At 37.4% G+C, this 22,359-nt stretch carries 18 protein-coding genes; 13 read left to right on the forward strand and 5 right to left on the reverse strand.

What is annotated here, in order from left to right:
* Positions 1 to 231 precede the first annotated feature (231 nt).
* The 6 genes from G0028_RS04645 (at position 232) to G0028_RS04670 (ending at position 7,890) form a co-directional block, all read left to right on the forward strand.
* Positions 232 to 825, forward strand: a complete 594-nt coding sequence (locus tag G0028_RS04645; protein ID WP_180046726.1) for a LysE family translocator — start codon at positions 232 to 234, stop codon at positions 823 to 825.
* A 114-nt stretch (positions 826 to 939) separates the two neighbouring features.
* Positions 940 to 1,509: a dCTP deaminase gene (dcd, locus tag G0028_RS04650; RefSeq protein WP_130073897.1), complete on the forward strand. Its 570-nt coding sequence runs from the start codon at positions 940 to 942 to the stop codon at positions 1,507 to 1,509.
* Between the two features lie 345 nt (positions 1,510 to 1,854).
* A complete protein-coding gene (locus G0028_RS04655; protein ID WP_180046724.1) occupies positions 1,855 to 3,225 on the forward strand; it encodes a hypothetical protein in 1,371 nt (456 codons plus the stop codon).
* A gap of 8 nt (positions 3,226 to 3,233) precedes the next feature.
* Entirely contained in the window at positions 3,234 to 3,863 is a 630-nt protein-coding gene (locus G0028_RS04660; RefSeq protein WP_130073895.1) for a hypothetical protein, read from the forward strand.
* Positions 3,864 to 3,918: 55 nt separating this feature from the next.
* Positions 3,919 to 6,210, forward strand: a complete 2,292-nt coding sequence (locus tag G0028_RS04665; RefSeq protein WP_180046722.1) for a DUF6160 family protein — start codon at positions 3,919 to 3,921, stop codon at positions 6,208 to 6,210.
* Between the two features lie 333 nt (positions 6,211 to 6,543).
* Complete coding sequence (locus G0028_RS04670) at positions 6,544 to 7,890, forward strand: hypothetical protein (RefSeq protein ID WP_227554771.1); 1,347 nt, start codon at positions 6,544 to 6,546, stop codon at positions 7,888 to 7,890.
* A 63-nt stretch (positions 7,891 to 7,953) separates the two neighbouring features.
* Here the strand turns inward: G0028_RS04670 and G0028_RS04675 are convergent, their stop codons facing one another.
* Positions 7,954 to 9,669, reverse strand: a complete 1,716-nt coding sequence (locus tag G0028_RS04675; protein ID WP_180046719.1) for a proline--tRNA ligase — start codon at positions 9,667 to 9,669, stop codon at positions 7,954 to 7,956.
* Positions 9,670 to 9,849: 180 nt separating this feature from the next.
* Positions 9,850 to 10,494, reverse strand: a complete 645-nt coding sequence (locus G0028_RS04680; protein ID WP_227554772.1) for a hypothetical protein — start codon at positions 10,492 to 10,494, stop codon at positions 9,850 to 9,852.
* Positions 10,495 to 10,775: 281 nt separating this feature from the next.
* Here G0028_RS04680 and pilG point away from each other — a divergent pair, with 281 nt between their 5' ends.
* From pilG to G0028_RS04710, 6 genes are all read left to right on the forward strand, one after another.
* A complete protein-coding gene (gene pilG, locus G0028_RS04685) occupies positions 10,776 to 11,153 on the forward strand; it encodes a twitching motility response regulator PilG (protein WP_130073892.1) in 378 nt (125 codons plus the stop codon).
* Positions 11,154 to 11,179: 26 nt separating this feature from the next.
* Positions 11,180 to 11,548, forward strand: a complete 369-nt coding sequence (locus G0028_RS04690; protein WP_130073891.1) for a response regulator — start codon at positions 11,180 to 11,182, stop codon at positions 11,546 to 11,548.
* Positions 11,549 to 11,550: 2 nt separating this feature from the next.
* Complete coding sequence (locus G0028_RS04695) at positions 11,551 to 12,084, forward strand: chemotaxis protein CheW (protein ID WP_130073890.1); 534 nt, start codon at positions 11,551 to 11,553, stop codon at positions 12,082 to 12,084.
* A gap of 49 nt (positions 12,085 to 12,133) precedes the next feature.
* The gene (locus G0028_RS04700; protein ID WP_180046716.1) at positions 12,134 to 14,206 is read left to right on the forward strand and encodes a methyl-accepting chemotaxis protein; all 2,073 of its coding nucleotides are present in this window, start codon (positions 12,134 to 12,136) and stop codon (positions 14,204 to 14,206) included.
* A 137-nt stretch (positions 14,207 to 14,343) separates the two neighbouring features.
* Positions 14,344 to 18,852 carry an Hpt domain-containing protein gene (locus G0028_RS04705; protein WP_180046714.1) on the forward strand — a complete coding sequence of 1,503 codons (4,509 nt, stop codon included), beginning with the start codon at positions 14,344 to 14,346 and terminating at the stop codon, positions 18,850 to 18,852.
* A gap of 6 nt (positions 18,853 to 18,858) precedes the next feature.
* Positions 18,859 to 19,323, forward strand: a complete 465-nt coding sequence (locus G0028_RS04710; RefSeq protein ID WP_413782951.1) for a hypothetical protein — start codon at positions 18,859 to 18,861, stop codon at positions 19,321 to 19,323.
* A gap of 42 nt (positions 19,324 to 19,365) precedes the next feature.
* Here G0028_RS04710 and dapE read toward each other — a convergent pair whose 3' ends face one another.
* From dapE to G0028_RS04725, 3 genes are all read right to left on the reverse strand, one after another.
* Complete coding sequence (gene dapE, locus G0028_RS04715; protein WP_180046710.1) at positions 19,366 to 20,499, reverse strand: succinyl-diaminopimelate desuccinylase; 1,134 nt, start codon at positions 20,497 to 20,499, stop codon at positions 19,366 to 19,368.
* 149 nt (positions 20,500 to 20,648) lie between these two features.
* Positions 20,649 to 20,789 carry an entericidin A/B family lipoprotein gene (locus tag G0028_RS04720; protein ID WP_130074048.1) on the reverse strand — a complete coding sequence of 47 codons (141 nt, stop codon included), beginning with the start codon at positions 20,787 to 20,789 and terminating at the stop codon, positions 20,649 to 20,651.
* A gap of 118 nt (positions 20,790 to 20,907) precedes the next feature.
* Positions 20,908 to 21,774, reverse strand: coding sequence for a DUF1853 family protein (locus G0028_RS04725; protein ID WP_180046708.1), 867 nt, complete (start codon positions 21,772 to 21,774; stop codon positions 20,908 to 20,910).
* Between the two features lie 76 nt (positions 21,775 to 21,850).
* Between G0028_RS04725 and G0028_RS04730 the strand changes: the two genes are divergently transcribed.
* Positions 21,851 to 22,219 (forward strand): YbaN family protein, encoded by a 369-nt coding sequence (locus G0028_RS04730; protein ID WP_130073884.1) that lies wholly within the window; start codon positions 21,851 to 21,853, stop codon positions 22,217 to 22,219.
* Positions 22,220 to 22,359 lie beyond the last annotated feature (140 nt).

The raw sequence follows: 22,359 nt of genomic DNA on the forward strand, positions 1-22,359 counted from the left end.
AGTACAGAATATTCAGTTTTTTGCATAAATAATGTTCAAAAATAAAAGTTTATCTCGATTGTTACTATAAAATGACTTAAAAGTAATAAATTGTAAATATTTTTTATTTTATTGATATTTAATATTATTTTCAATATTTTTCCAAAATTTAGATCTATACTTACAATTATTTTTTTGATAAGTCTGAGCAACTGATTTAATCTGCGCTCAATAATTTAGTGAGGTCATTTAATGATTTCATGGTTTTTTATTGGGCTCATTGTCACCATTTTATTGACTCCGGGTCCGACCAACACATTGTTGGCATCTTCTGGCATCCAAGTGGGGGTGCGTAAATCTCTAAGCCTGATTCCTGCGGAAGCATTGGGGTATTTTATTTCGATTACGATTTGGGGTGCTTTGATTGGCAGTTTAGCCAAACAATTTCCGATGATTCCTGTCATTTTAAAATTGTTTAGTGCAGTATTTATTATTTATTTAGCATTTAAACTTTGGCATAAGGCAGAGCGACAGCCAAATTATTCTCAGGCGACTATTCGCCCAAGCGCATTATTTTGTGCAACTTTGCTGAATCCAAAAGCCTTACTTTTTGCATCTGCAATTTTTCCAAGTTTTGTTTGGCATAATTTTGCTGCTTATGTATCACACATGCTCGTTTTCTTGGTTTTAATTATTCCCATTGCGTTCTTTTGGATCTTTTTAGGGAAAAAATTAACTTCAAATAAAATTGCTTGGCTTAACCCATTTAATATGCAGCGCACAGCTTCTGTAATCTTGTTTGGATTTTCTGTGCCTATTGGTTATTCGGCAATTTTGAGTCTATAGCGGTTTGTATGAATATCATGCAATCCTGAATTTTAAAGCGCTTAACATTTCAATCAAACGCATTTTAAGTTAAAGTACGTTCAGTTATACAGTTAAGCATTTTGGGAAAAATACATGGCAATTAAGTCTGATCGTTGGATTCGTGAAATGAGCGAAAAACACGGGATGATCGAACCGTATGCTGAAAACCAAGTTCGTTTAGATGCAAATGGTGAAAAGCTAATTTCATACGGTGTATCTAGCTACGGTTATGATGTTCGTTGCGCACGTGAGTTTAAAGTATTTACCAATGTGCACTCTGCAATTGTCGACCCAAAAAACTTTGATGATAAAAGCTTCATCGATATCGAATCTGATGTGTGTATTATTCCACCGAACTCATTCGCTTTAGCACGTACCGTCGAGTATTTCCGTATTCCACGTAATGTTTTGACAGTTTGTTTAGGAAAATCAACCTATGCACGCTGCGGCATTATTGTAAATGTCACCCCGCTAGAACCAGAGTGGGAAGGTCATGTAACTTTAGAGTTTTCAAATACTACAAACTTACCAGCACGTATTTATGCAGGTGAAGGTGTGGCACAAATGCTCTTTTTTGAATCTGATGAAGTTTGTGAAACTTCTTATAAAGACCGTGGTGGTAAATACCAAGGTCAAAGAGGTGTGACTTTACCTAAGGCTTAAAAGCCCCTTAGCATTTAAAAGCAAGTGTGACTCACTTGCTTTTTTTGTATATAAATATTAATTCAGCACACACGATTTTATCGTGGAAATGTGGATTTTATTTAAATGTAATATATTGATTTAATTTATGATTTTTTATATAAACATACGTTTGTCGGAAAAATGGACGATAAATCGTATTTTTTTTGCATTTGATAAATTTTTCAGCATAATGGAAAATGAGAAAAGGTTGGCAGAATTGGATTATTGCCCTATTTGAACAAAAAGATGGTCATTTGTTCAAAACAAAGAAATTTTAGAAAAATAAAATATGGTGCGGAGCATTGTATACATAGGAAGGTCAAGATGACTAAGCTCGGTTATACAGTAAACTTGAAAAAGACGGTACTGGCTTCACTGCTAGGACTTGGGTTATCACAGTCATGTTTTGCCTTAGAAGCATTGACCGATGAAAGCTTGAGTGAGGCAACAGGTGAAGGCGTGGCCTTTTTACCTGAAAATTTTAAAATGGTATTCCAAAAAGCTGAAGATAATGTGGCAAACCCACAAGCATCATGGGGCGATCGAACAAAAGATACAGGTTTAATTCGTATTATTCCTGTAGGACCATTAACATCCGTTGCAACGAATGCAGGTGCTAAAAAAGCAGATATTTTCTTGTATGGTTTAGCACTTTCTCAAAATGATAATAACGTAACGACACGTTTTAGTAATGTCGGTGTGAGTTCTGGCACAGAAAAAAATCCATGGATATTGAGTGTTGATACCAAAAATGTTCCAAATTTTGCAGGTACGTCAAAAGATCTAAGTTATTTACAATTAGAAGCACCTTTAGCGCAAGTGGGTATTCAGCCTTTAAATACTCAAACGATTAAATTAGGTCTATGGGGGGATATTTTTGCGCGTAACCAAACAACAGCTGGTTCAACATCTGCTGTGAACCCTGATACAGGTGCACCAATCGATTCAAAAGGCTTAGAAGAAAAGCTTCGTGTCCAAATGATTGCAAATGGTTTGCTATTAGAAGGTTCTCAAATACGCCTATTTCAAACTTTAGATGGTGCAACAACAGGGACAGGTGGGTTGTCATCAACCTATAATAATACTTTAGGCGCTGGACTATTATTGCGTCTAAATACGCATTTTAATGCAGATGGTGGTACTTGGGCAGATAAAGTATTAAGAATCAGTACCCGTGAAACCACGGGTGCAGCTAAAGACTTAAAGACGCCTGCGATTGATGGTGGGGCAGCAGCAGTCTTTGATACAAATGAAGGTCTGTATATATATAGTCCAAATATCAATCTTGTTTTAGGAAGTATCTATCAACCTTTAATTATTGATACACCCGATGGAAAAAATCTCAGTTTAGAATTGACACGTATTCCAAATCAAGCAGCCGTATATAATAAAATTTATACTGATTATGGCAACCTAGATAGTACCACTTATACCGGTTCAACGTGTAACGTACGTTATTGTGGTACTACAGTTTCAATAGGTGGTACTAATTATCAAGGAACAACCGCAACGCATAGTAGTATTTCTATTGGTAAAGTTGCGTTTTCAAATAATGATAGAATCATGAATGCAGATAAAGCATCAACGACTTCAGGCATTGTGATGAAGGGCACAGGCGCAGATGTCAATTTAGGCTCTGCCGTCATTGATGGTCTATTAATTCAGCATTTTAAAATGACCACTACGGGTTTATAAGGAGCTTAATGATGAAAATAGTATTGAGTTCTTTGTTACTCTTGGTTTCAACCGCACATGCAGGGTTGATAGGATTAGATAATCAAACATTGAGTGAGATCAATGGTCAAGGTGGTGCAGATTTAAGTTGGACATTGTCTTTAAATCATAAGGCAACCACTGATGGTTCTTTATCTAGAGTATATGAATGTTCTGGTGATACTGCTTATTGTCGTTTAGCAATTTCACCGAATAATCGTAAAGATGGCTCAGGAAATATACAGTGGTTGGTCTTTAAACAATTGCAAGGAACTTTACAGTTAGAAAAATTCCAACTAGATGGAGTTTCTTTGGCACAAACGGGTGATGGTAGTCGTACAGCACTTCAATTACGTTTTGGTGATGATGGTGCAACAACGCCAACTTATTTTCAGCCTTTAAAAATTCGTAATTTTGGTTATGCAGCCTTACAGATTGAGACAGATAGTACCACCCAAAAAGGTTATTTAAACAATACAACTTATGCTGCCAATCATGCTTCTGTTTTTGATCAAGGTAAGGAAACAGGCTTTACAGGTCTAAATATGCATGGAAATTTAGCAATCGCAGGAACGCTTAAAATTTTTGGTTGTAATGGTTCGAGTGCTTCACGTTGCTAAAAAAACCGCTTATCAGCATTTAAGCGAAAATAAATGTCACAGGTAGGGATAAGTGATGAGAAAAAAAATAATACAGTTAAATATTTTAACGTTGAGTATTTTATGTGCGCAACATTGTTTTGCATTGCAAGAATTAGAAGATAGTTCTTTGAGTGAGATCTCAGGTCAAGATGGTATCAGTTTACAGATTGAAGCAAACAAAGTTCAAATTGGAGAGGTAAATTGGAAGGATAGTACGCAAACCACGACAGGTGCGGACGACGTACTGAATGTGAGTATGCGAAATATCGAAACTACCCCTTATGGTTCCGGTGGGCTAAGTGCAAAATTTACTGCGGATGTGGGGGGAAAACCAGGAGCAAGTGCGACAGCATCGAATGGTTTAGGTTTAAGTGCAGTTTTTGGACCTGCAACGATGCATATTGGTAATTTGGCTGTATGCCCTAATGGTGCGGGTATTACTGCAGATTGTACAGGGGCTGGCAGTCAGTCTTTAGGTGCATTAACTTTTCAGAACCGAAAGGATTTAACCTTTTCTTTAGAAACTCAAAATGGCTTGTTTAATGGGGGGAGTCCAGTCTCTTTAGGTTTTGGCTTAAAAAATGCAAATCTTTTTTATACATTAAATAATGCGACTGAATATAATCAACTCATATTTAAAGACTTTAACTTTAATTTTGCTGGAAATGGCTATTTGTATATAGACCCAGCGGAAGGTTTGGTTTTATCCACCAATAAAAAGAATGAGACTTCGAATATAAATAGAGTTGTTCTTGCTGATGTCGATGACCCTGATTTTTCTGGTAAGAAACAACCAGGTCTTAATTTAGATTTACGCTACAAAAAAAATGTAGGTTCGGATTATAAAGCCTATCAGGCAACAGGATTAGACTCTAATATTTCAAGTTTTGGTCGAATTGGTGCTTCAGGCACATTAAAAAATGCATATATAAAAGTTAATGGTACACAAGACTCAACTTTAGGTGCAGCAACTTCGGGATCAGCAAATACAGGCACGGGTAATTTAGCGGGTAAAGGTGGCTTACATCTACAAATGAAAGCTGATTTTGAAAATGATGCGGCAAGTACCCAAAAAACGTATTTTGATATAGGAATGTCAGGTAAAAATGCGTATGTTTTACGTTATGGTAATTTAACACCTTTACAAATTCGAAGTAATACAGCGACAAGTCTAGCTTTGAATAGTGATTCGGCATTTATAGATTTCGGTGATGTTTATATCAATGCTGCGCAGACCAATACGATTGATTTTCCTATTAGTGCACTTTTAAATAAGATATATGCTAGAAATTCATCTGCTGCTGCTTCAACACTGAAAACAGCTTTGTATAACACGCCAGGTTCTACGCCATCAAATGCTTTAGTTGTTGCTGTGCGGGGCATGGACTTTCAAGCTATTGCACGTCAAGGATTATTTGTCGCTGATAACAGTATAATAAATCCTGTAACGAATGCAGGAAGTTCATGGGGCTTAGGTCTACCTATTTATAACTTGAATGCAAACCTTGGTATATATGGTGTAAAAGATGCAAATAATAATAAGCAGAGTATTGGTTTTGGCTTAAGCATGAGTACAGAGGGGCGTAACAGTACAGGTTCTCAAACGACTTCCATGTTATTGATTGATGGTGCAAAAAACCAATTTAATAACAATGAAACAGTAAACTATTATGCAGGTTTAAGAAATATTAATTTACTTGCAGACTTAACTGGGAATATAAGTTTTATTACTGGTGGATTATGGATATATGTACCAAAATTAGTCGCTGCTTTAGATGCAGAGTTGGCTGTTGGACAATTACCGGGTTCTCGTGTTGTTTCATCAACTTGTAAAGATTCTACTGCAAGTAATTGCTTTGTTGCGAGTGATAGCTTTAGTAAAAATACCGATGTATTGTTTGGTCTTGCTGCACGTATAGATGGAACAGCAAATTTGGTTGTCGCACCAAGTAGCGGATCAGGCTTATTGATTTATGGTGATGTTGCTTTAAATGCAGATCAGCCGGGGAATACTAATCGAAATTATTTAAGAATAAGTGATAAATCGGGTAGTACAAGTGCAGACTCACCGTCCCAATTAGGCTTGGAAAGTCTTTCTGGCAATATGAGCTTAAGTAGTAAATTAAATATGAGTGCTACAACCGTAGAGTTTACGAATTCTGTAAATTTAAATACGACAAAAACACCTGCAAATGTTTTACGTGCAGATGTAAATTTATATCCTAAAAATACAGGCAGCACAGTATTACCTCCAGCTCAAACTTTAGGACAAATTGTCATGACGGGTGGAAATATCCGTAGTACTTTGGGAATCTCTCCACGATAATCTAATTGTAGAGTGCCTATAAAGCGCCGTAATCGGCGCTTTAAGTGTTCATAATAAATGTTGTCATTTAGTGAGTGATATTTTGAATTAATCTGATAAATGTCATCGTAATATTTTAATCTTTATATTGAAATTGCTACGCAATGTGAAATTTGACTAAGTTGTTGAAAATTTTATAAATGTAAAAATTAGATTTTTTTGTTACGATATATCGGAAATTGTATTTTTTACATTTATTATTAAGTTATGCTAGCCTATAGTGAGGTAAGAAATAAACAGTTATCTCATGGTTGGGATGAGCAAGAAAAACAAAAATGAAGGAATGGTGAACTTATGAAAAGTTTATCTATAGCAATATTGTCAATCATGACGTCATTTGCTTATGCACATTCGGCAGATTTAGAAAATACATCTGACGTGAATGTAGCCGCAAACACACATTTGGTGCAAATGACCGATGATGAGTTGTCTGCAACCCAAGGACAGGCTTTGTATTCTCTTAATCGGCAAGAGCAAGATGGATTATCATTTTATACATTAGGAATGGAAGCTGAGGTTCAACTCAATGCTAATATGAAATCTCTACAATTGGGTTGTGGCGGTACGAATAGTTCTGCTACAGGCAAGGCGGGATGTGATATTGATATTTCTGATGTTTCCTTTGGTTGTGTAACCAATGCAAGTGGTACCTGTATTACTTTACCGACGACGTTAACTAATCAACCTAAAGGGGCAGACTCAAATAATGCCGCTTCTAACCAAAGTAATTTAAAAGATTTTGTTTTAACAAATCCATTTTTTCAATTTGCAGTAAAAAATGCAGACACAGCAGCAACACGTGAAGTCGTGGGTGTGCGGATTGGTGCAGATAAAGCTGTAGGTCCTTTAAGTTTTGGTAATTTAACTAGTTTTAGTGGTTACTTAACAGGTGTAGCTAACTTATCTATGTTAGGTGAAACGGATGTGGCTGTCACCTGTAAAGCCCCAGATGTATGTAGTGATGCGGCAGGACGAAGTCGTTATACTGATGCAAGTGCTTATTTGGGTTTAGATAATGCACAAATTTTAGGTATTCCTCTCATTGCTTATGTTGATTATCGAGATTTAACAGTAGATTATCAGACGGTAAAACGTAATAATTTAATCGTTTCTGTGATTGGAAATCGAGTCACACAGGCACAAATTCAAGGTATTGGCCTAGGCGGCGTAGTTGATGAGATTATGAATGGGCTAGTAGTGGATCGCTCTTGTGTCAGACTCATTGGCTTTATTTGTGGTGGGAGTCTAGGTACAGCTCTAGCGAATGGTTTGATGCCTGTATTAAAAGGTGGGGTGGGTAATTATATTAAAGATCAATTGGCAGGTGGTTTAGGAACAACCCGAGCAGCCTTAAATGATTATATCATGCCATATAATCTTAAAAATGTGCATCAGATTGACGTCAACTCAAATACTTTTGGTATTGCATTATCTAAACAAGGGATTAAATATCCAGGGTATGCACAAGCAGTACCAACAGGGTGGAGTATGTATTTACAGGATGCTTTTACGCTTAATATTGAAGATAAAGTAAGCAGTTTGGTTCATAATATTGCAAGTACAAGTAATGCTCGAGACGGTAATATTACATTATTGGAACCTGCTTATCGTAACTGTTACGGTTCTCTCACATTTTGCTAACTTTTTAAGTTGGTCTGCATAAAAAATCCCGCACTGAGCGGGATTTTTCATTTTGATATGGGGTTATTGAGCGATTTTAGCCAATAATTCTTCTTTAGAAATATTCACAGATTCGGCATCACGGCGACCTTTATATTCAAAAGTTCCTGCATCCAAACCTTTTTCACTAATCACGATACGATGTGGAATACCTGTAAGCTCTAAGTCAGAGAATTTCACACCTGGACGCTCATTACGGTCATCAAGTAATACATCATAACCCGCAGCTTGTAGCTCTGTATACAATGCTTCTGCCGCCTCTAAAGTGCGAGGAGATTTATGTGCATTCATGGGTACAATCGCCACTTCAAAAGGCGCAATCGCAGCAGGCCAAATGATGCCTTTTTCATCAAAATTTTGTTCAATGGCAGATGCAACAACACGCGTTACACCAATACCATAACAACCCATGGTGACGACCATCGGCTTACCGTCTTCACCTAATACTTTACAGCCAAGTGCTTCAGAGTATTTTTTACCCAATTGGAAAATATGACCAACTTCGATGCCACGTTTGATTAGGAGTGTGCCTTTACCATCGGGGGATGGATCACCCTCAACCACATTACGCAAGTCATAAACTTCAGTAAATTTGGCATCACGCTCCCAGTTCAAACCTGTTGCATGTTTGTTAACCACATTTGCACCAGCAACAAAGTCAGAAAGTACAGAAGCCGCGCGGTCAATAATGACTGTTAAGCCTTTTTCAACAAGGCCTTGTGGACCACAAAAACCTGCTGTTAAGCCATTTTCTTGCAGTTGAGCTTCAGTTGCAAAAGTTAATGGTGCTGCAATTAAAGGATGTTTTTCTGCTTTGATTTCATTAAGTTCATGATCACCACGCAAGAATAATGCGACTACAGGGACGTGACCTTTTTCATCTGTAATACCTTGAACCAACAAAGCTTTTACTGAATGAGTAGGATCAGTTCCTAAAAATGCAGAAACATCTGCAATTGTTTTTTGATCAGGTGTATCAATGATTTTTACTTCTTGTGTTGGTGCAGCACGTTCGCCAACAAGTACAGCTTCTGCCATTTCAACGTTAGCTGCATAGTCAGACTCAGTTGAAAAAGCAATATCGTCTTCACCACTTGAAGCTAACACGTGGAATTCGTGTGAGCCTGAACCCCCAATTGAACCTGTATCTGCTTGAACAGGGCGGAAGTTTAGGCCTAAACGTGTGAAAATTTTGCAATATGCATCGTACATCACATCATAAGTTTCTTGTAAAGACGCTTGGTCAACGTGGAAAGAATAAGCATCTTTCATCACAAATTCACGTGAACGCATTACGCCAAAACGTGGACGGATTTCGTCACGGAATTTAGTTTGTACTTGGTAAAAGTTAGCAGGAAGTTGCTTATAACTTTTAAGTTCATTACGAGCGAGGTCGGTAATGACTTCCTCATGTGTTGGACCAAGGACAAAGTCATTATTATGGCGGTCTTTAAAGCGTAAAAGTTCAGGACCATATTGTACATAACGACCTGATTCTTCCCATAAAGAAGAGGGCTGTGTCACAGGCATTAATACTTGTAATGAGCCTGCGCGATCCATTTCTTCACGTACAATCGCTTCAACTTTATTGAGCACACGTACACCCATCGGCAACCAAGTATACAAACCTGAAGCCAATTTACGAATCATCCCCGCACGTAGCATCAATTGATGTGAAATAACTTCCGCATCATTTGGGGTTTCTCTTAACGTTGCAAATAAAAAGCGACTCGCGCGCATGGAAACTGTCCTAAAATTTTAAGCATTAAAGTGGAGATTATACGATAAAACCAACAAGGGAACATTTGATAATGTTCTTTTGATGAAAATTATCTGTCAGGATAAATTTTTTGGTGTCAAAATGCGCAATGTTTTAGGAAGATAAATCATGCGCAGAAGAAAAAAAGCCATGATTTCATCTTATTCCATTGCTTTAAGACGTTGAATAATATTGTTATAAGAGTCTTGTGTTTTCTGATAATTATTTTGCAAGGTTTCAATGTTTTTCTTGGTTTGATTGATTCGATCGCTGTTGTATTGGATCGATTGTTTTAAATGAAGAGGTACAGAGGTTCCTTTACGAAAATGTTCCATTTCCTGTCTTTTAAGTAAAATACGGTCATTTTGTAACTGTTTCACTTGAGCTTGTTGCATTGAGATTTGTTTTTTTATACTTGCTAATTGTTCATCACGTTTATTGATGGCAACTGAGCTACTGCCATATGCACGTTTAAGGCGCGCATTTTGCTCATACTGTTTGGCTTGTGCAGCTCGCGAGGTAGATTGTTGAGCATCTTTTTCGGCATTATAAGGACGATTAAGACGAATGACTTGCATATTTGCATCTAGAGCTTCATAGCCATGACGAATATGTGCAGGCGTGACTGTACTACTAATATTAGCAACACCTTTATCATAATAACGATACCAAACTGCTTTGGGTTGTGCATCTGTAGCAAAGCATAAGGTTGATAGTAAGATGTTTAGAACCCCGATCACAAGTGTTTGAAAAAATACTGTGGAGTACTTTTTAGATCGCACCTGCCAAGACCAAGTCTGCAGCATGATTAATTCCCCAAATAAAGCAGAATGTGACTCAATAATTATTTTTAATTACGTTAAAATTAGACGATAATTTGCGATCTATTTTAAGAATATATAAGTTCCTTAATCAACTGTAAATCTGCTTTTAACGCTGTTTTATAGTGCTTTTAAACATGATTCCTAAGTTTATGCGAAATCTTGATTGATAAAGTGGGCAAATGCATGTTAAATAAGGATGATAAATTTCAAAAAATAAATGTATTCGGAATGTCAAATTCTGAATTTATGGGGAAGGGCATTAAATGGAAGAAAAATTCCAAAATTTAAAAGTCATGGTTATCGATGATTCTAAAACGATTCGTCGAACGGCTGAAACACTATTGCAGCGTGAAGGGTGTGAAGTCATCACTGCAGTAGATGGGTTTGAAGCACTTTCAAAAATTGCTGATGCGAATCCTGATATTGTTTTTGTTGATATTATGATGCCTCGATTAGATGGTTACCAAACTTGTGCTCTCATTAAAAATTCTCAGAGTTATCAAAATATTCCTGTGATTATGCTGTCAAGTAAAGACGGTTTATTTGACCAAGCAAAAGGAAAGGTCGTAGGATCGGATGAGTATTTAACTAAACCATTTAGTAAAGATGAATTATTAAATGCTATTCGGAAACATGTTTAATTTTAAATTCTGAATGGGGAAATAAGATGGCAAAAATTTTAATCGTAGACGACTCTCCTACAGAGATGTATCGCTTTAAAGAAATTTTAGGTCGGCATGGCTATGATGTTCTAGAAGCCAATAATGGTGCCGATGGAGTTACGTTAACGCAAGCTGAACAGCCAGATTTGGTTTTGATGGATGTTGTGATGCCGGGCGTAAATGGCTTTCAGGCGACACGTCAAATCGCACGTGGTGCAACTACAAAGCATATTCCTGTGGTGATTGTCAGTACTAAAGATCAAGATACTGACCGTGTTTGGGGAAAACGCCAAGGTGCATGTGATTATTTAACCAAACCAATTGATGAGAGTGTCTTAATCAATGTGATTAAACAGCATCTCACGACGGGATAATTATGGCAGCAAATGGATTTATCGAATTACTTCGCCTGTCCAAACGTGGAAATCAAAACTACGTTGATAAAGAAAGTGAAGTAAATAGATGGTCAGGCATTGCATTTGAAATGATGGGGCAATATTTTGTTGCTCCACTAGGTGAAGTGACCGAAGTGATTTACCCACCTAAATGTACAGCAGTTCCAAACGTACAAAATTGGGTAAAAGGACTTGCAAATATTCGGGGACGTTTACTGTCAGTATCAGATTTAACCTATTTTATTTCTGGACAAAGAAGTCAGTTTACACCAACACAAAAAGTTTTATGCATTAGCCATAATGATCATTATGTCGGTTTGATTGTAGATCAAGTTTTGGGGATTCAACATTTCAATAAAAAAAGTTTTTTTTCAGAAAACAAAAATTTAGAAAAGAAGCTAAAAACATACTGTCAAGGGTATTTTCAACAGCATAATCGTGCGTGGAATATATTTTTGTTCAGCCAATTGTTGAGTGATCCTAAATACATGAATGCATCGGAAAAATTTAAATAAACGAGTTTCTACGCTCAATGTTAGGTTAAGCGTTTCGGGGAGAAGCTGAATGGGCTTTAAGCTAAAAAAGAAAAATACATCTGAAAATACGCAGAAAAATAATCCAATTGCAGCATCAAAGTTGCAAACGCAATTGGATCAGTTTTCCAAGTTATTCGGCGACAGTGATAAATCGAAACCATATCTGATTACAGCTTTGGTGACCATCATTGTCGCTGTAATTTGTTTGCTTACATTATTGTATAATGTTCCACGAAACAATGACTTAACACGTAGTATTGGTGAGTTAAAGTTACTTTCTCAAACCATGTCTCGTCAGGCGACAGAGGCAACGGCTTCTGGTAAAGAAGATACGATTAAAGATCTTGTTGCATCGCAAAAGAAATTTGATGAAAACTTGGAAATTGTTAAAGATATTCACTCATCAAATGCGGACATGAAAAAAGTAGAAAAACTTTGGTCAGAAGTCTCAGCAGATATCAGTTTAATTGCATCTGAACAAAAAGTAATTAATCAATTATATGATACTAACGTTACCATGAGTGATGTTATTCCTGGAATTCAGGCAGAATACAACTTAATGGTGAACCAAATGGCACGTGAAAATATGCCAAGTTCACAGGTTGTGTTGGCGAAAAACCAAGTGTTTATCGCCGAACGTATTTTACGTTCTATTTCATCAGTTTTAAGTGGTTCTGAAAATGCGCGTGCATCGGCAGATGACTTTAATGCTGACACCGAAACATTTGGTGCATATCTTGATGCTCAACTTAAAGGAAGTACAGAGCTTGGTGTAACACGTATTGATCAACCTTCTATGCGTGAGTCATTACAAAGTATACAGTCTGATTATAATGATGTCTTAAAATCTGCATCAGATAGTATTTTAAAGAACTCTTCAAAAATTGTAAAAGTACGTCAAGCATCGACGAATATTTTTGCTAAATCTGACCAGCTGTTAAAAGATTTAAATAATCTCAGCAGTAGCTCTTGGGCAACGACGGTTATTCCTGGCATATTATTAGTGATCATGCTTGGTATTTTCTTATTCTCTGTATTCAAACTTTTAACTTTACGTGGTGAAGCTGATAAAGTTCGTGTAACTCGTTTACAAGATGAGTATGACCGTAACCAAAATGCAATTTTACGTTTACTTGATGAGATTGCTGACTTAGCGGATGGTGACTTGAGTTCGTATGCAACAGTATCGGAAGACTTTACGGGTGCAATTGCCGACTCGATTAACTTTGCAATCGACCAATTACGTGACCTTGTATCGCGAATCAATGAAACGTCTCAAGAAGTTGCAAGCTATACCCAAAACACTCAGTTGATTACTAACCAGTTGGCTGAGGCATCTGAGCATCAGGCGCAAGAAATTGCAGGTGCGTCTACCGCAATTAATGAAATCGCACAATCGATTGAGCACGTATCTGCCAATGCGACTGAATCAGCAGACGTAGCACAACGTTCGGTACAAATTGCATCGAATGGAGCGGAAGTGGTAAACCGTTCAATCGAAGGTATGGATACGATTCGTGAACAGATTCAAGAAACGTCTAAACGTATTAAACGTTTGGGTGAATCATCACAAGAGATTGGTAACATTGTCTCTTTGATTAACGATATTGCCGATCAAACGAATATCTTGGCATTGAATGCTGCAATTCAGGCATCGATGGCAGGTGAAGCAGGTCGAGGTTTCGCAGTCGTAGCCGATGAGGTACAACGTCTTGCAGAACGTTCAGCTTCAGCAACTAAACAGATTGAAACACTGGTAAAAACCATTCAAACAGATACCAATGAAGCGGTAATCTCAATGGAGCAAACCACTTCGGAAGTTGTACGTGGTGCGCATTTGGCGAAAGATGCCGGTGTTGCCTTGGATGAAATTCAAAGCGTATCAAGCAGCTTGGCAAAATTGATTGAAAACATTTCTGACTCAGCAAAACTACAGTCAGCGTCAGCAGGTCATATTGCAAATACGATGAATATTGTACAAGAGATTACATCGCAAACGACCACTGCGACGTTTGATACAGCACGTTCGGTATCAGAGTTAGCAAGTATGGCAGACTCGTTACGTCAATCTGTATCTGACTTTAAATTACCAGAGCAATAATTTAGCAACCCAAAGAGTACTGTGTAAAAGTATTCTTTGGGTATTAATCACGCTTAGATCACTTAATTTATTGTTAATAAAATTAAGCTGTTGATAGGTTTTAGTCCCTCTAAGGAACTATGATAGAAGCCTGAGCTATGAAAAAAATATTAAAAGATTTAGTTGAAAATATAAATCTTCCCCAAGACGAATTTGTGGACCAAGATCCTGAAATTTTAGAAATCTTTGTGGAAGAGATCGAAGAGATCATCGAAAATGTTCAGCCGTTGTTAACACAATGGTTAAGTGAACCGTCAGATGCTGAACTTTTGACTGTAATTCGCCGTAATTTCCATACTTTGAAAGGGTCTGGTCGTATGGTGGGCGCAAAGTCATCAGGTGAGTTGGCTTGGACGGTTGAAGATACATTAAATCGTGTGATTGCTAAAAGTTTGAGTTTATCTCAACCATTACAGCAATATGTCAATGCGGTATTTAATATTTATAAATTTAAGCTGCATGATGATTTTGCCAAAGCACAAGCGCATCAGTTAGATTTAAGACCTTTGGTTTTGTTGGGACAACAGATTCAACAAAATCTGAGTATTGAGCCAGCACTTGAAGAATTACTTGCACTTTCAGCGCAATTAAATAGTGCAGATGTTTTGACAGGCTTAGAATATTCTACAACCGATGATGCGGCTGAGGTTATAGCACAAGCAAAACCAACGACTGCTATGGTAGAGTCTGTAATTCCTGAAAGTCCTGTGACTATCCCAGAACAACCAGAAGTTATTTCGTCTGAAAAAACTTCACTTGAGAATCACAAGGAGGCGGTTGACGAAGCTGAGGATCGTCGATTTCTGGCCGAGACTATTGCAATCTTTATTGAAGAGTCTGAAGAACATCTGGCGTCAATTGACACGTTCTTAAGCATTGAACAGCATACCGCAGATCACTATAATCGTTTGATTCGTGCATTACACACCTTGCGTGGTAGTTCAGCGATGGCGCATGTGGATGATGTATTTCATGCGAGTAGTAAAGTTGAACAATTATTTAAAATTTTGTTAAAAGACGATACACAGCATAGCACCAATGAAAATGCACTTTTAATACATTATACTGAATTTGTTCGAGATTATTTGCATACACTGGTGCAAGAAAATAGTTCAGAACAACAAAAAGTTATTTGTCAAAAGTTTAATGATGCTTGGGAACGTTATGATTTCCAAACTGAATATTTAGAAAGTAATGAGCATCAGCAAGATCTCGTTTCTCAACTGGTTGACTTAGATATTGAGCATTTGCTTGATGCTGAATTTGATTTTGATCAAAAAGCCAAAGTTGAATATCCAGCATATTTTGAAAGCTTAATGCGTGAAGCTGATGTATTAATTGAACATACAGACAACCGCGCAGCACAAGGTATTCATGATATTAGCTTGGCATTAAAAGTTGCTTATGAACATATATTGGCTGATCAACGTTTACTGAATACAGATTATGTATTTGAGATTTTTAATCAAGTACATCAAGAGTTTATTCATCTATTTGATGCATTAGCATCTGGTCAACGCGTCGTTTTAAATGAAAATGGTCAACATGTTTTAGAACAATTGTATGACTATGTTACACAAGACATTGAACAGATTGAAGCTGTGGATTCTGCACAGACAGAGTCACTTGAAACTGTAGATTTGGAAACGATCACTGTTCCTGAAACTGCAGCGACAGCTGAATTTAATAGCAATCAAATCTTTAATCTGATTGCAAAAGATCAGCAATATTTACATTCTGCCGATAGTTTTAAAGACTTTGATGCTGAGGTCTTGGATATTTTCCTTGAAGAAGCAGATGAGCTGTTGGTGGGGATTGATCAGGATTTAACGGTATGGTTCTCTGATAGCCAAAATCTGACGTCATTAAATAATTTGATGCGTTATTTGCATACCTTAAAGGGTGGTGCGAATATGGTACAAGCAGAGCATATTGGTCTGATTGCCCATCATTTAGAATCAATTTATGAACGAATTATTAAGCAACAAATTCCTGTAAATGCGGCGTTGATGCAAACCATTCGTATGGTTCAGGATGAAATTGCAGAACGTATTCAAGTGATTCGTGAACAAGGGATTGATTATCCAGCTGTTCATCTTTTAGGTCTTTTGCAAGCTATTGAAAAGCAACAGCCGATCAAACTTGCATTCGATACATCGGATGAGCCTTCTGCCGTTGCAGAGCCTGAACATGTAGGGCAGTCTGATTCTATTCAGCAATTTGAAGCACAAGCGCCAGTTGATGAAGTGGGATCTGTCGCTGCGATACAAAATGATTCTTCAGTCGAAGATGTGGCACAAGATGCTTTTGCAGAAGAAGCTGAAGAATTATTGGCACGTGCTGATGATATTTTAGATCAATGGTTTGATGAGCGTAGTAGTCGTAGTCTATTATTGCAATTACAACGTATTGCCCACACTTTAAAAGGTGGTGCAAAAATGGTTGGTTATACACAAATATCTGATATTGCATATGAATTAGAAAATACATTTGAACGTTTTGGTTTGCATAATTTCAACTCAAATGCTTATGATCAGTTATTGAGTAAAGCATTTAATTGGTTGAAAAATGCCATTTTGTCGAATAATTATGAGCATTTTGATTCGATCAAAACGGGTCTTAAAAATATTCAGTATGTTGATGTATCGGCACAATTACCTGAAAAAATAATTAGCAATGATATCTTTTGGGATAATCAGAGCGTTGAGTTTATTCAAGGTGATGGTACTGAACCACCATCAATGTTGGGTGAATGGGGGCAAGTTGAGCAAGTTGAAAACAGCAATGAGATGATTCGTATCTCGGCAGACTTGATTGAAAAAATGATCGATTTGTCGGGTGAGAACTCAATTAACCGTTCACGTATTGAAATGGATTTGGGGCAGTTTGGTAATACGCTGTCGGAAATGGAATTGGCGATTCAACGTTTGGCAGATCAGTTACGCCGAATGGAAGGGGAATTAGAGTCACAAATTATTGCTAAGCATGGTGATTCAAATTCACGTTATGCTGATTTCGATCCACTTGAAATGGACCAATATTCTTCTTTAAATCAGTTATCTAAGTCACTTGCCGAATCTGCATCGGACTTGGTGGATTTTAAGAGCACATTGGCTGAAAAAATTCGTGATACAGAAGGTTTATTGTTACAACAAGCACGTATTCAAGCTGAAATTCAAGAAGGTTTAATGCGTACTCGTTTGGTACCATTTACCCGCTTATTACCCCGTTTACAACGTTTGGTACGTCAAACGGCTTCAAGTTTAAATCGACCAACCGAGCTGATTGTACATAATACAGAAGGTGAATTGGATCGTAATATTCTTGAAAAGCTCATGTCTCCATTAGAACACATGTTACGTAATGCAATTGACCATGGTATTGAAGAAACGTCTATTCGCGAGCAATGTAATAAGCCTGCAACAGGACGCATTGAGCTGAATATTAGTCGTCAAGGTACAGATGTCTTGGTTGAGTTTAAGGATGATGGAAAGGGAATTGATCCGAAAATCATCAAAGCCAAAGCATTGCAAAATGGTTTGATTCAAGCTGATCAAAGCGTGTCTGATGAAGAAATATTGCAATATATTTTTCATCATGGCTTCAGTACTGCGCAACAAGTTACTCAGATTTCTGGGCGTGGTGTTGGATTGGATGTGGTACAAAGTGAAATTAAGTCACTTGGTGGGCAAGTCTCAGTGTCTTCGGTACTCGGTCAAGGTTCAACTTTTACCATTCGTGTACCAACTACTGTTGCCGTGAGTGATGCCTTGATGGTGAAAGTGGGTGATCAGCAATTTGCTGTACCATTATCACAAATTGACCGTATTGTACGTATTGCACCAAGTACCTTGGAAGAATATTTCCATAGTAATAAAGAAGACTTTGTCATCGATCAGCAACGCTATAATTTACGTTATATGGCTGAGTTTGTGGCGCACCAACCAATGCCACGTTTCTCCGGTATTGCACATTCTTTACCTGTGCTGCTGATTAAAAATAACAGCGGTAAAAATACAGCATTATTGGTCGATCAGTTGATTGGTTCACGCTCACAGATTGTTGTAAAACCAATTGGCAAGCAATTTACATCAATTGGCGCTGTGGCCGGTGCAACAATTTTGGGTGATGGTCAAGTCTGTTTAATTTTAGATGCACAAAATATTGCACGTCAGGCTTTGAGTAATAAACGTCAAGCAGCGAATGATCAACGAGAGTTAACGCGTCACCGTGATCAGCGTCATTTGGTAATGATTGTGGATGACTCAGTGACAGTACGTAAAGTGACTTCGCGTTTGCTTGAACGTCATAACTTTGATGTCATCACTGCCAAAGATGGTGTAGATGCTATTGAGCAGTTGGAAAATGTCAAACCAGACTTAATGTTGCTTGATATTGAAATGCCACGTATGGATGGTTTTGAGGTGACCAATTGGATTCGCCACCATGAAATTCATCATGAGTTGCCAATCATTATGATTACTTCAAGAACAGGTGAAAAACATCGTGAACGTGCATTTAGTTTAGGTGTGACGAATTATATGGGTAAACCATTCCAAGAAGCTGATTTGTTGGAAAATATTCAGAATTTGTTGGTTGCACAATAAGGAGTAATGATGTCTCAAAATGGCAAAGGATCGATTTTAGATCAAACCAATACACAGGAGCTTCAGCACCTTATTACGGTATCAACGGGTTTTATTGATGCATATATCATTGATTGTTATGAAAAAGCACCAATGTTATTGCCACAAAATATTGTCATTTCCGCACTCGATAGTCCAACACAAGTGAAAACAGTAGAGTGGCATGAGCGTAAATTACCTGTATTTCGTGTGAGCGATCCCCATACAACTTTAGGGGTTGCTTTGGTGATTGAAGGTGATTCCGCAAATGAACGTTTTGCTTTATTGTGCAATGAAATGCCACGTTCGATTCGTTTACGTATCTCAGAAGTAGTAGACGAGGAGCAGCAGTCTGAGGATGAAACCATTTTATATATGGTGAGAGTAGGTGAGGAAAGTTTCCATGTCCCTAACTTAGCGAAGATTCAAAAAGAATTAGAGCTAAGCGAATAAAAGAAAAGGAATGCGATGCATTCCTTTTTTTGACCAATATGATTAGGTCAGTAATTGTTCTAAAATTTGCTCATAAATGTCGGTTAATGGGTCAAGTTCATCAATATTAACATGCTCATTGATTTGATGAATTGTTGCATTTAATACGCCTAATTCAAGCACTTGTGCACCTGTAGGAGCAATAAAACGCCCATCCGAAGTACCACCACTGGTTGAAAGTTCAGCAGTTGTTCCTGTGACATTTTTAATTGCTGTTGTTGCCGCATTTACCAACTCACCGACAGGTGTTAAAAATGGTAAACCAGATAAAGTCCATTGTGCTTCATAATCGACTTGATGACGATCTAATATTTCTAGCACACGGGCTTTTAATTGTTCCGCAGTCACTTCAGTGGAATAACGGAAATTGAAGGTCACTGTCATTGTGCCAGGCACAACATTGGTTGCACCTGTACCCGCTTGAATATTTGAAATTTGGAAAGATGTTGCTGGGAAATATTCATTACCATTGTCCCATACTGTCTCACACATTTCAGCCAATGCTTTTGATGCTGTGTGGATAGGATTAATCGCAAGATGAGGATAAGCAACATGACCTTGCTTACCTTTGACGGTAAGAACGCAGTTTAAAGAACCACGGCGACCATTTTTGATAATGTCCCCTAATGTTGAAGTACTAGAAGGTTCACCGACCAAGCACCATGTCATTTTTTCATGACGTGCTTCAAGGGTCTCAACAACTTTGACTGTACCATTGATCGATGGACCTTCTTCATCTGAGGTAATCAAAAAGGCAATTGAACCTTTATGGTTTGGATGTTTTTTGACAAAGCGTTCAGAAGCAACCACCATTGCAGCTAAAGCGGTTTTCATATCTGCACTGCCACGACCATACAACTTACCATCACGAATTTCTGGTAAAAATGGATCAGATTCCCAAGCATCTAAATGCCCCGTTGGAACAACATCTGTGTGGCCTGCAAAGCAAAAAACAGGTGCTTCTGTACCACGGCGTGCCCATAGATTGTCGACATCCTCAAAGCGCATATTTTCAATGTTGAAACCGACAGCAGCTAAACGCTCAGCCATCATGTTTTGGCAACTATGATCGACTGGTGTGACTGAGGGTTGACGTAAGAGTGCGAGGCTGAGATCCAAAGTGTCTGAGGCATTCATGGTTAAAAATAAAATCTGAAAGGGGAAAGCTTATAATAGAGAAGATCGTTTTGAATGAAAACTAAAAAGCTTTCTGAGTTGAACTTATTCTTTGCTATAAAAATAAAAAAAGCCTTATCAAAAGATAAGGCTTTTTTTTATTATTTAAATTAAAGTTTATTTTCGACTTTTTCAGCAGAGTTTGTCACTGCATTTCCTGCTTTAGATACGTCTTGACCAGCCCCTTTAATGGTATTACAGCCTGTTAAAACAAACGCTAACATAATTGAAGCTGCTAAAACTTTTTTCATCATTGATCTCCAGTTTAAAATTATTCTGATGCCTAGATAGATTAAAAAAATCATGTACAGTTGAATATGATTGTTTTATGAGTGCTTGGTTATATTTTGTATATTTTTCGGGTGATTTTTACACTTTTTGCACATGAATATTGAGGATATGAGGTTGACGGTACATATAAAAATCTTGCTGATCCTGATGCTTATATAAACCATTTGTCCACCATATTGCATTATTTGTGCTTTGTGTAATATTTGGACAAATCCATTCGTGGCGTGTTAATGCATAATATTTTTGCTGTGGAATTGTGCGTCCCCAATGACCGATACGGCGCATATCATTTATCCAAGTTTCTGTTTTATATGGGAAATAATGAGTTGGGTAATATAGTTGTCCCTTTAACACGCTAAAGCGTTTTTGAATTTCGTGCGACTGTACAGCGGTGAATTGAAACTGTTTTTCTGTGAAATGTTTGAGTTTTCGCAGCAGCGTATCCTGTCGGTTTAAACCATACCAATGTTGCAGTTGAAAATCTGCCTCAGCTAAATAATATTTTAAAGCGACCTCCCAATGTTCGATTTGTTGAGTATTTTCATTCAAAATTAAGAAGTCAATTTCCCCTAAAGTCCGTTGCCCTTGAAACATTTGAATGCTGTGTCCGAGCAATTTGAAGGCATGAAATCTGTGATCTTTTAACCAAAACCACATCAAATATTCAAAGCGTAAGCCTAAACGTGTGCTTTTCAGTTGTGCGATAAAATGAAGTAATTCTGTGGGATCTCGATCTAATTGTTCAAGACGAGTTTCATATTGTAGATAATGTTGTTGCCAAAAATGATCTGGATGTAATTGAAATGAATATTGAATCGCTAAATCATTTGGGATTTGCGCAAGAATATTAGGGCTTGCAACAACAAATGCTAACTGTCGAACGATCGGTGTTTTAAATTTTAACCAAGGTTCAAAATAACTGAGATTGATTGCATTCAAAAGCAATGATCCAAAGAAAGAAAATACAGTGTTTAATCATAAAACATATATACTAACGAAGTTTGAAAAATTGAGTTGATCTATGCGAATTTTGTTTTGGCGTAGCCTGGTGATTATTTTTATTGTCCTTGGCTTTATTGGTGCAATATTGCCAGGTATGCCAACAACAGTTTTTTTAATTTTGGCATTGTGGGCAGCATCAAAAGGTTGGCCACAAGTACATGATTGGTTATTGAATCATCCTAAATACGGTAGAACGTTAAGAGCATGGCGTGAACATGGTACTGTGCCACGCAAAGCAAAATGGTTAGCAAGCCTCATGATGACAGCAAGTGCGATCTTAATGTTATTTACCAATGCGCCTGTAGCGGTCAAAATTTTTACCAATTTAACCATGTTAATTGTGGCAATTTGGCTTTGGACGCGTCCAGAAGAGCAAGTTGAAAGATAAATTAAAATTTTAAAATAAAGCGCTCTACAAAATTTCAGTCATTTTAAGGTGCTAAGATGCATTGAAAATAAAAGCTCAAAATAGAATAAAAATTGCCGAATTGTATTTCTAAAGCAAAATAAAAGCTAAAAATCGCAATA

Origin of the sequence: Acinetobacter piscicola, assembly GCF_015218165.1 — a bacterium.
Taxonomy (GTDB): domain Bacteria; phylum Pseudomonadota; class Gammaproteobacteria; order Pseudomonadales; family Moraxellaceae; genus Acinetobacter; species Acinetobacter piscicola_A.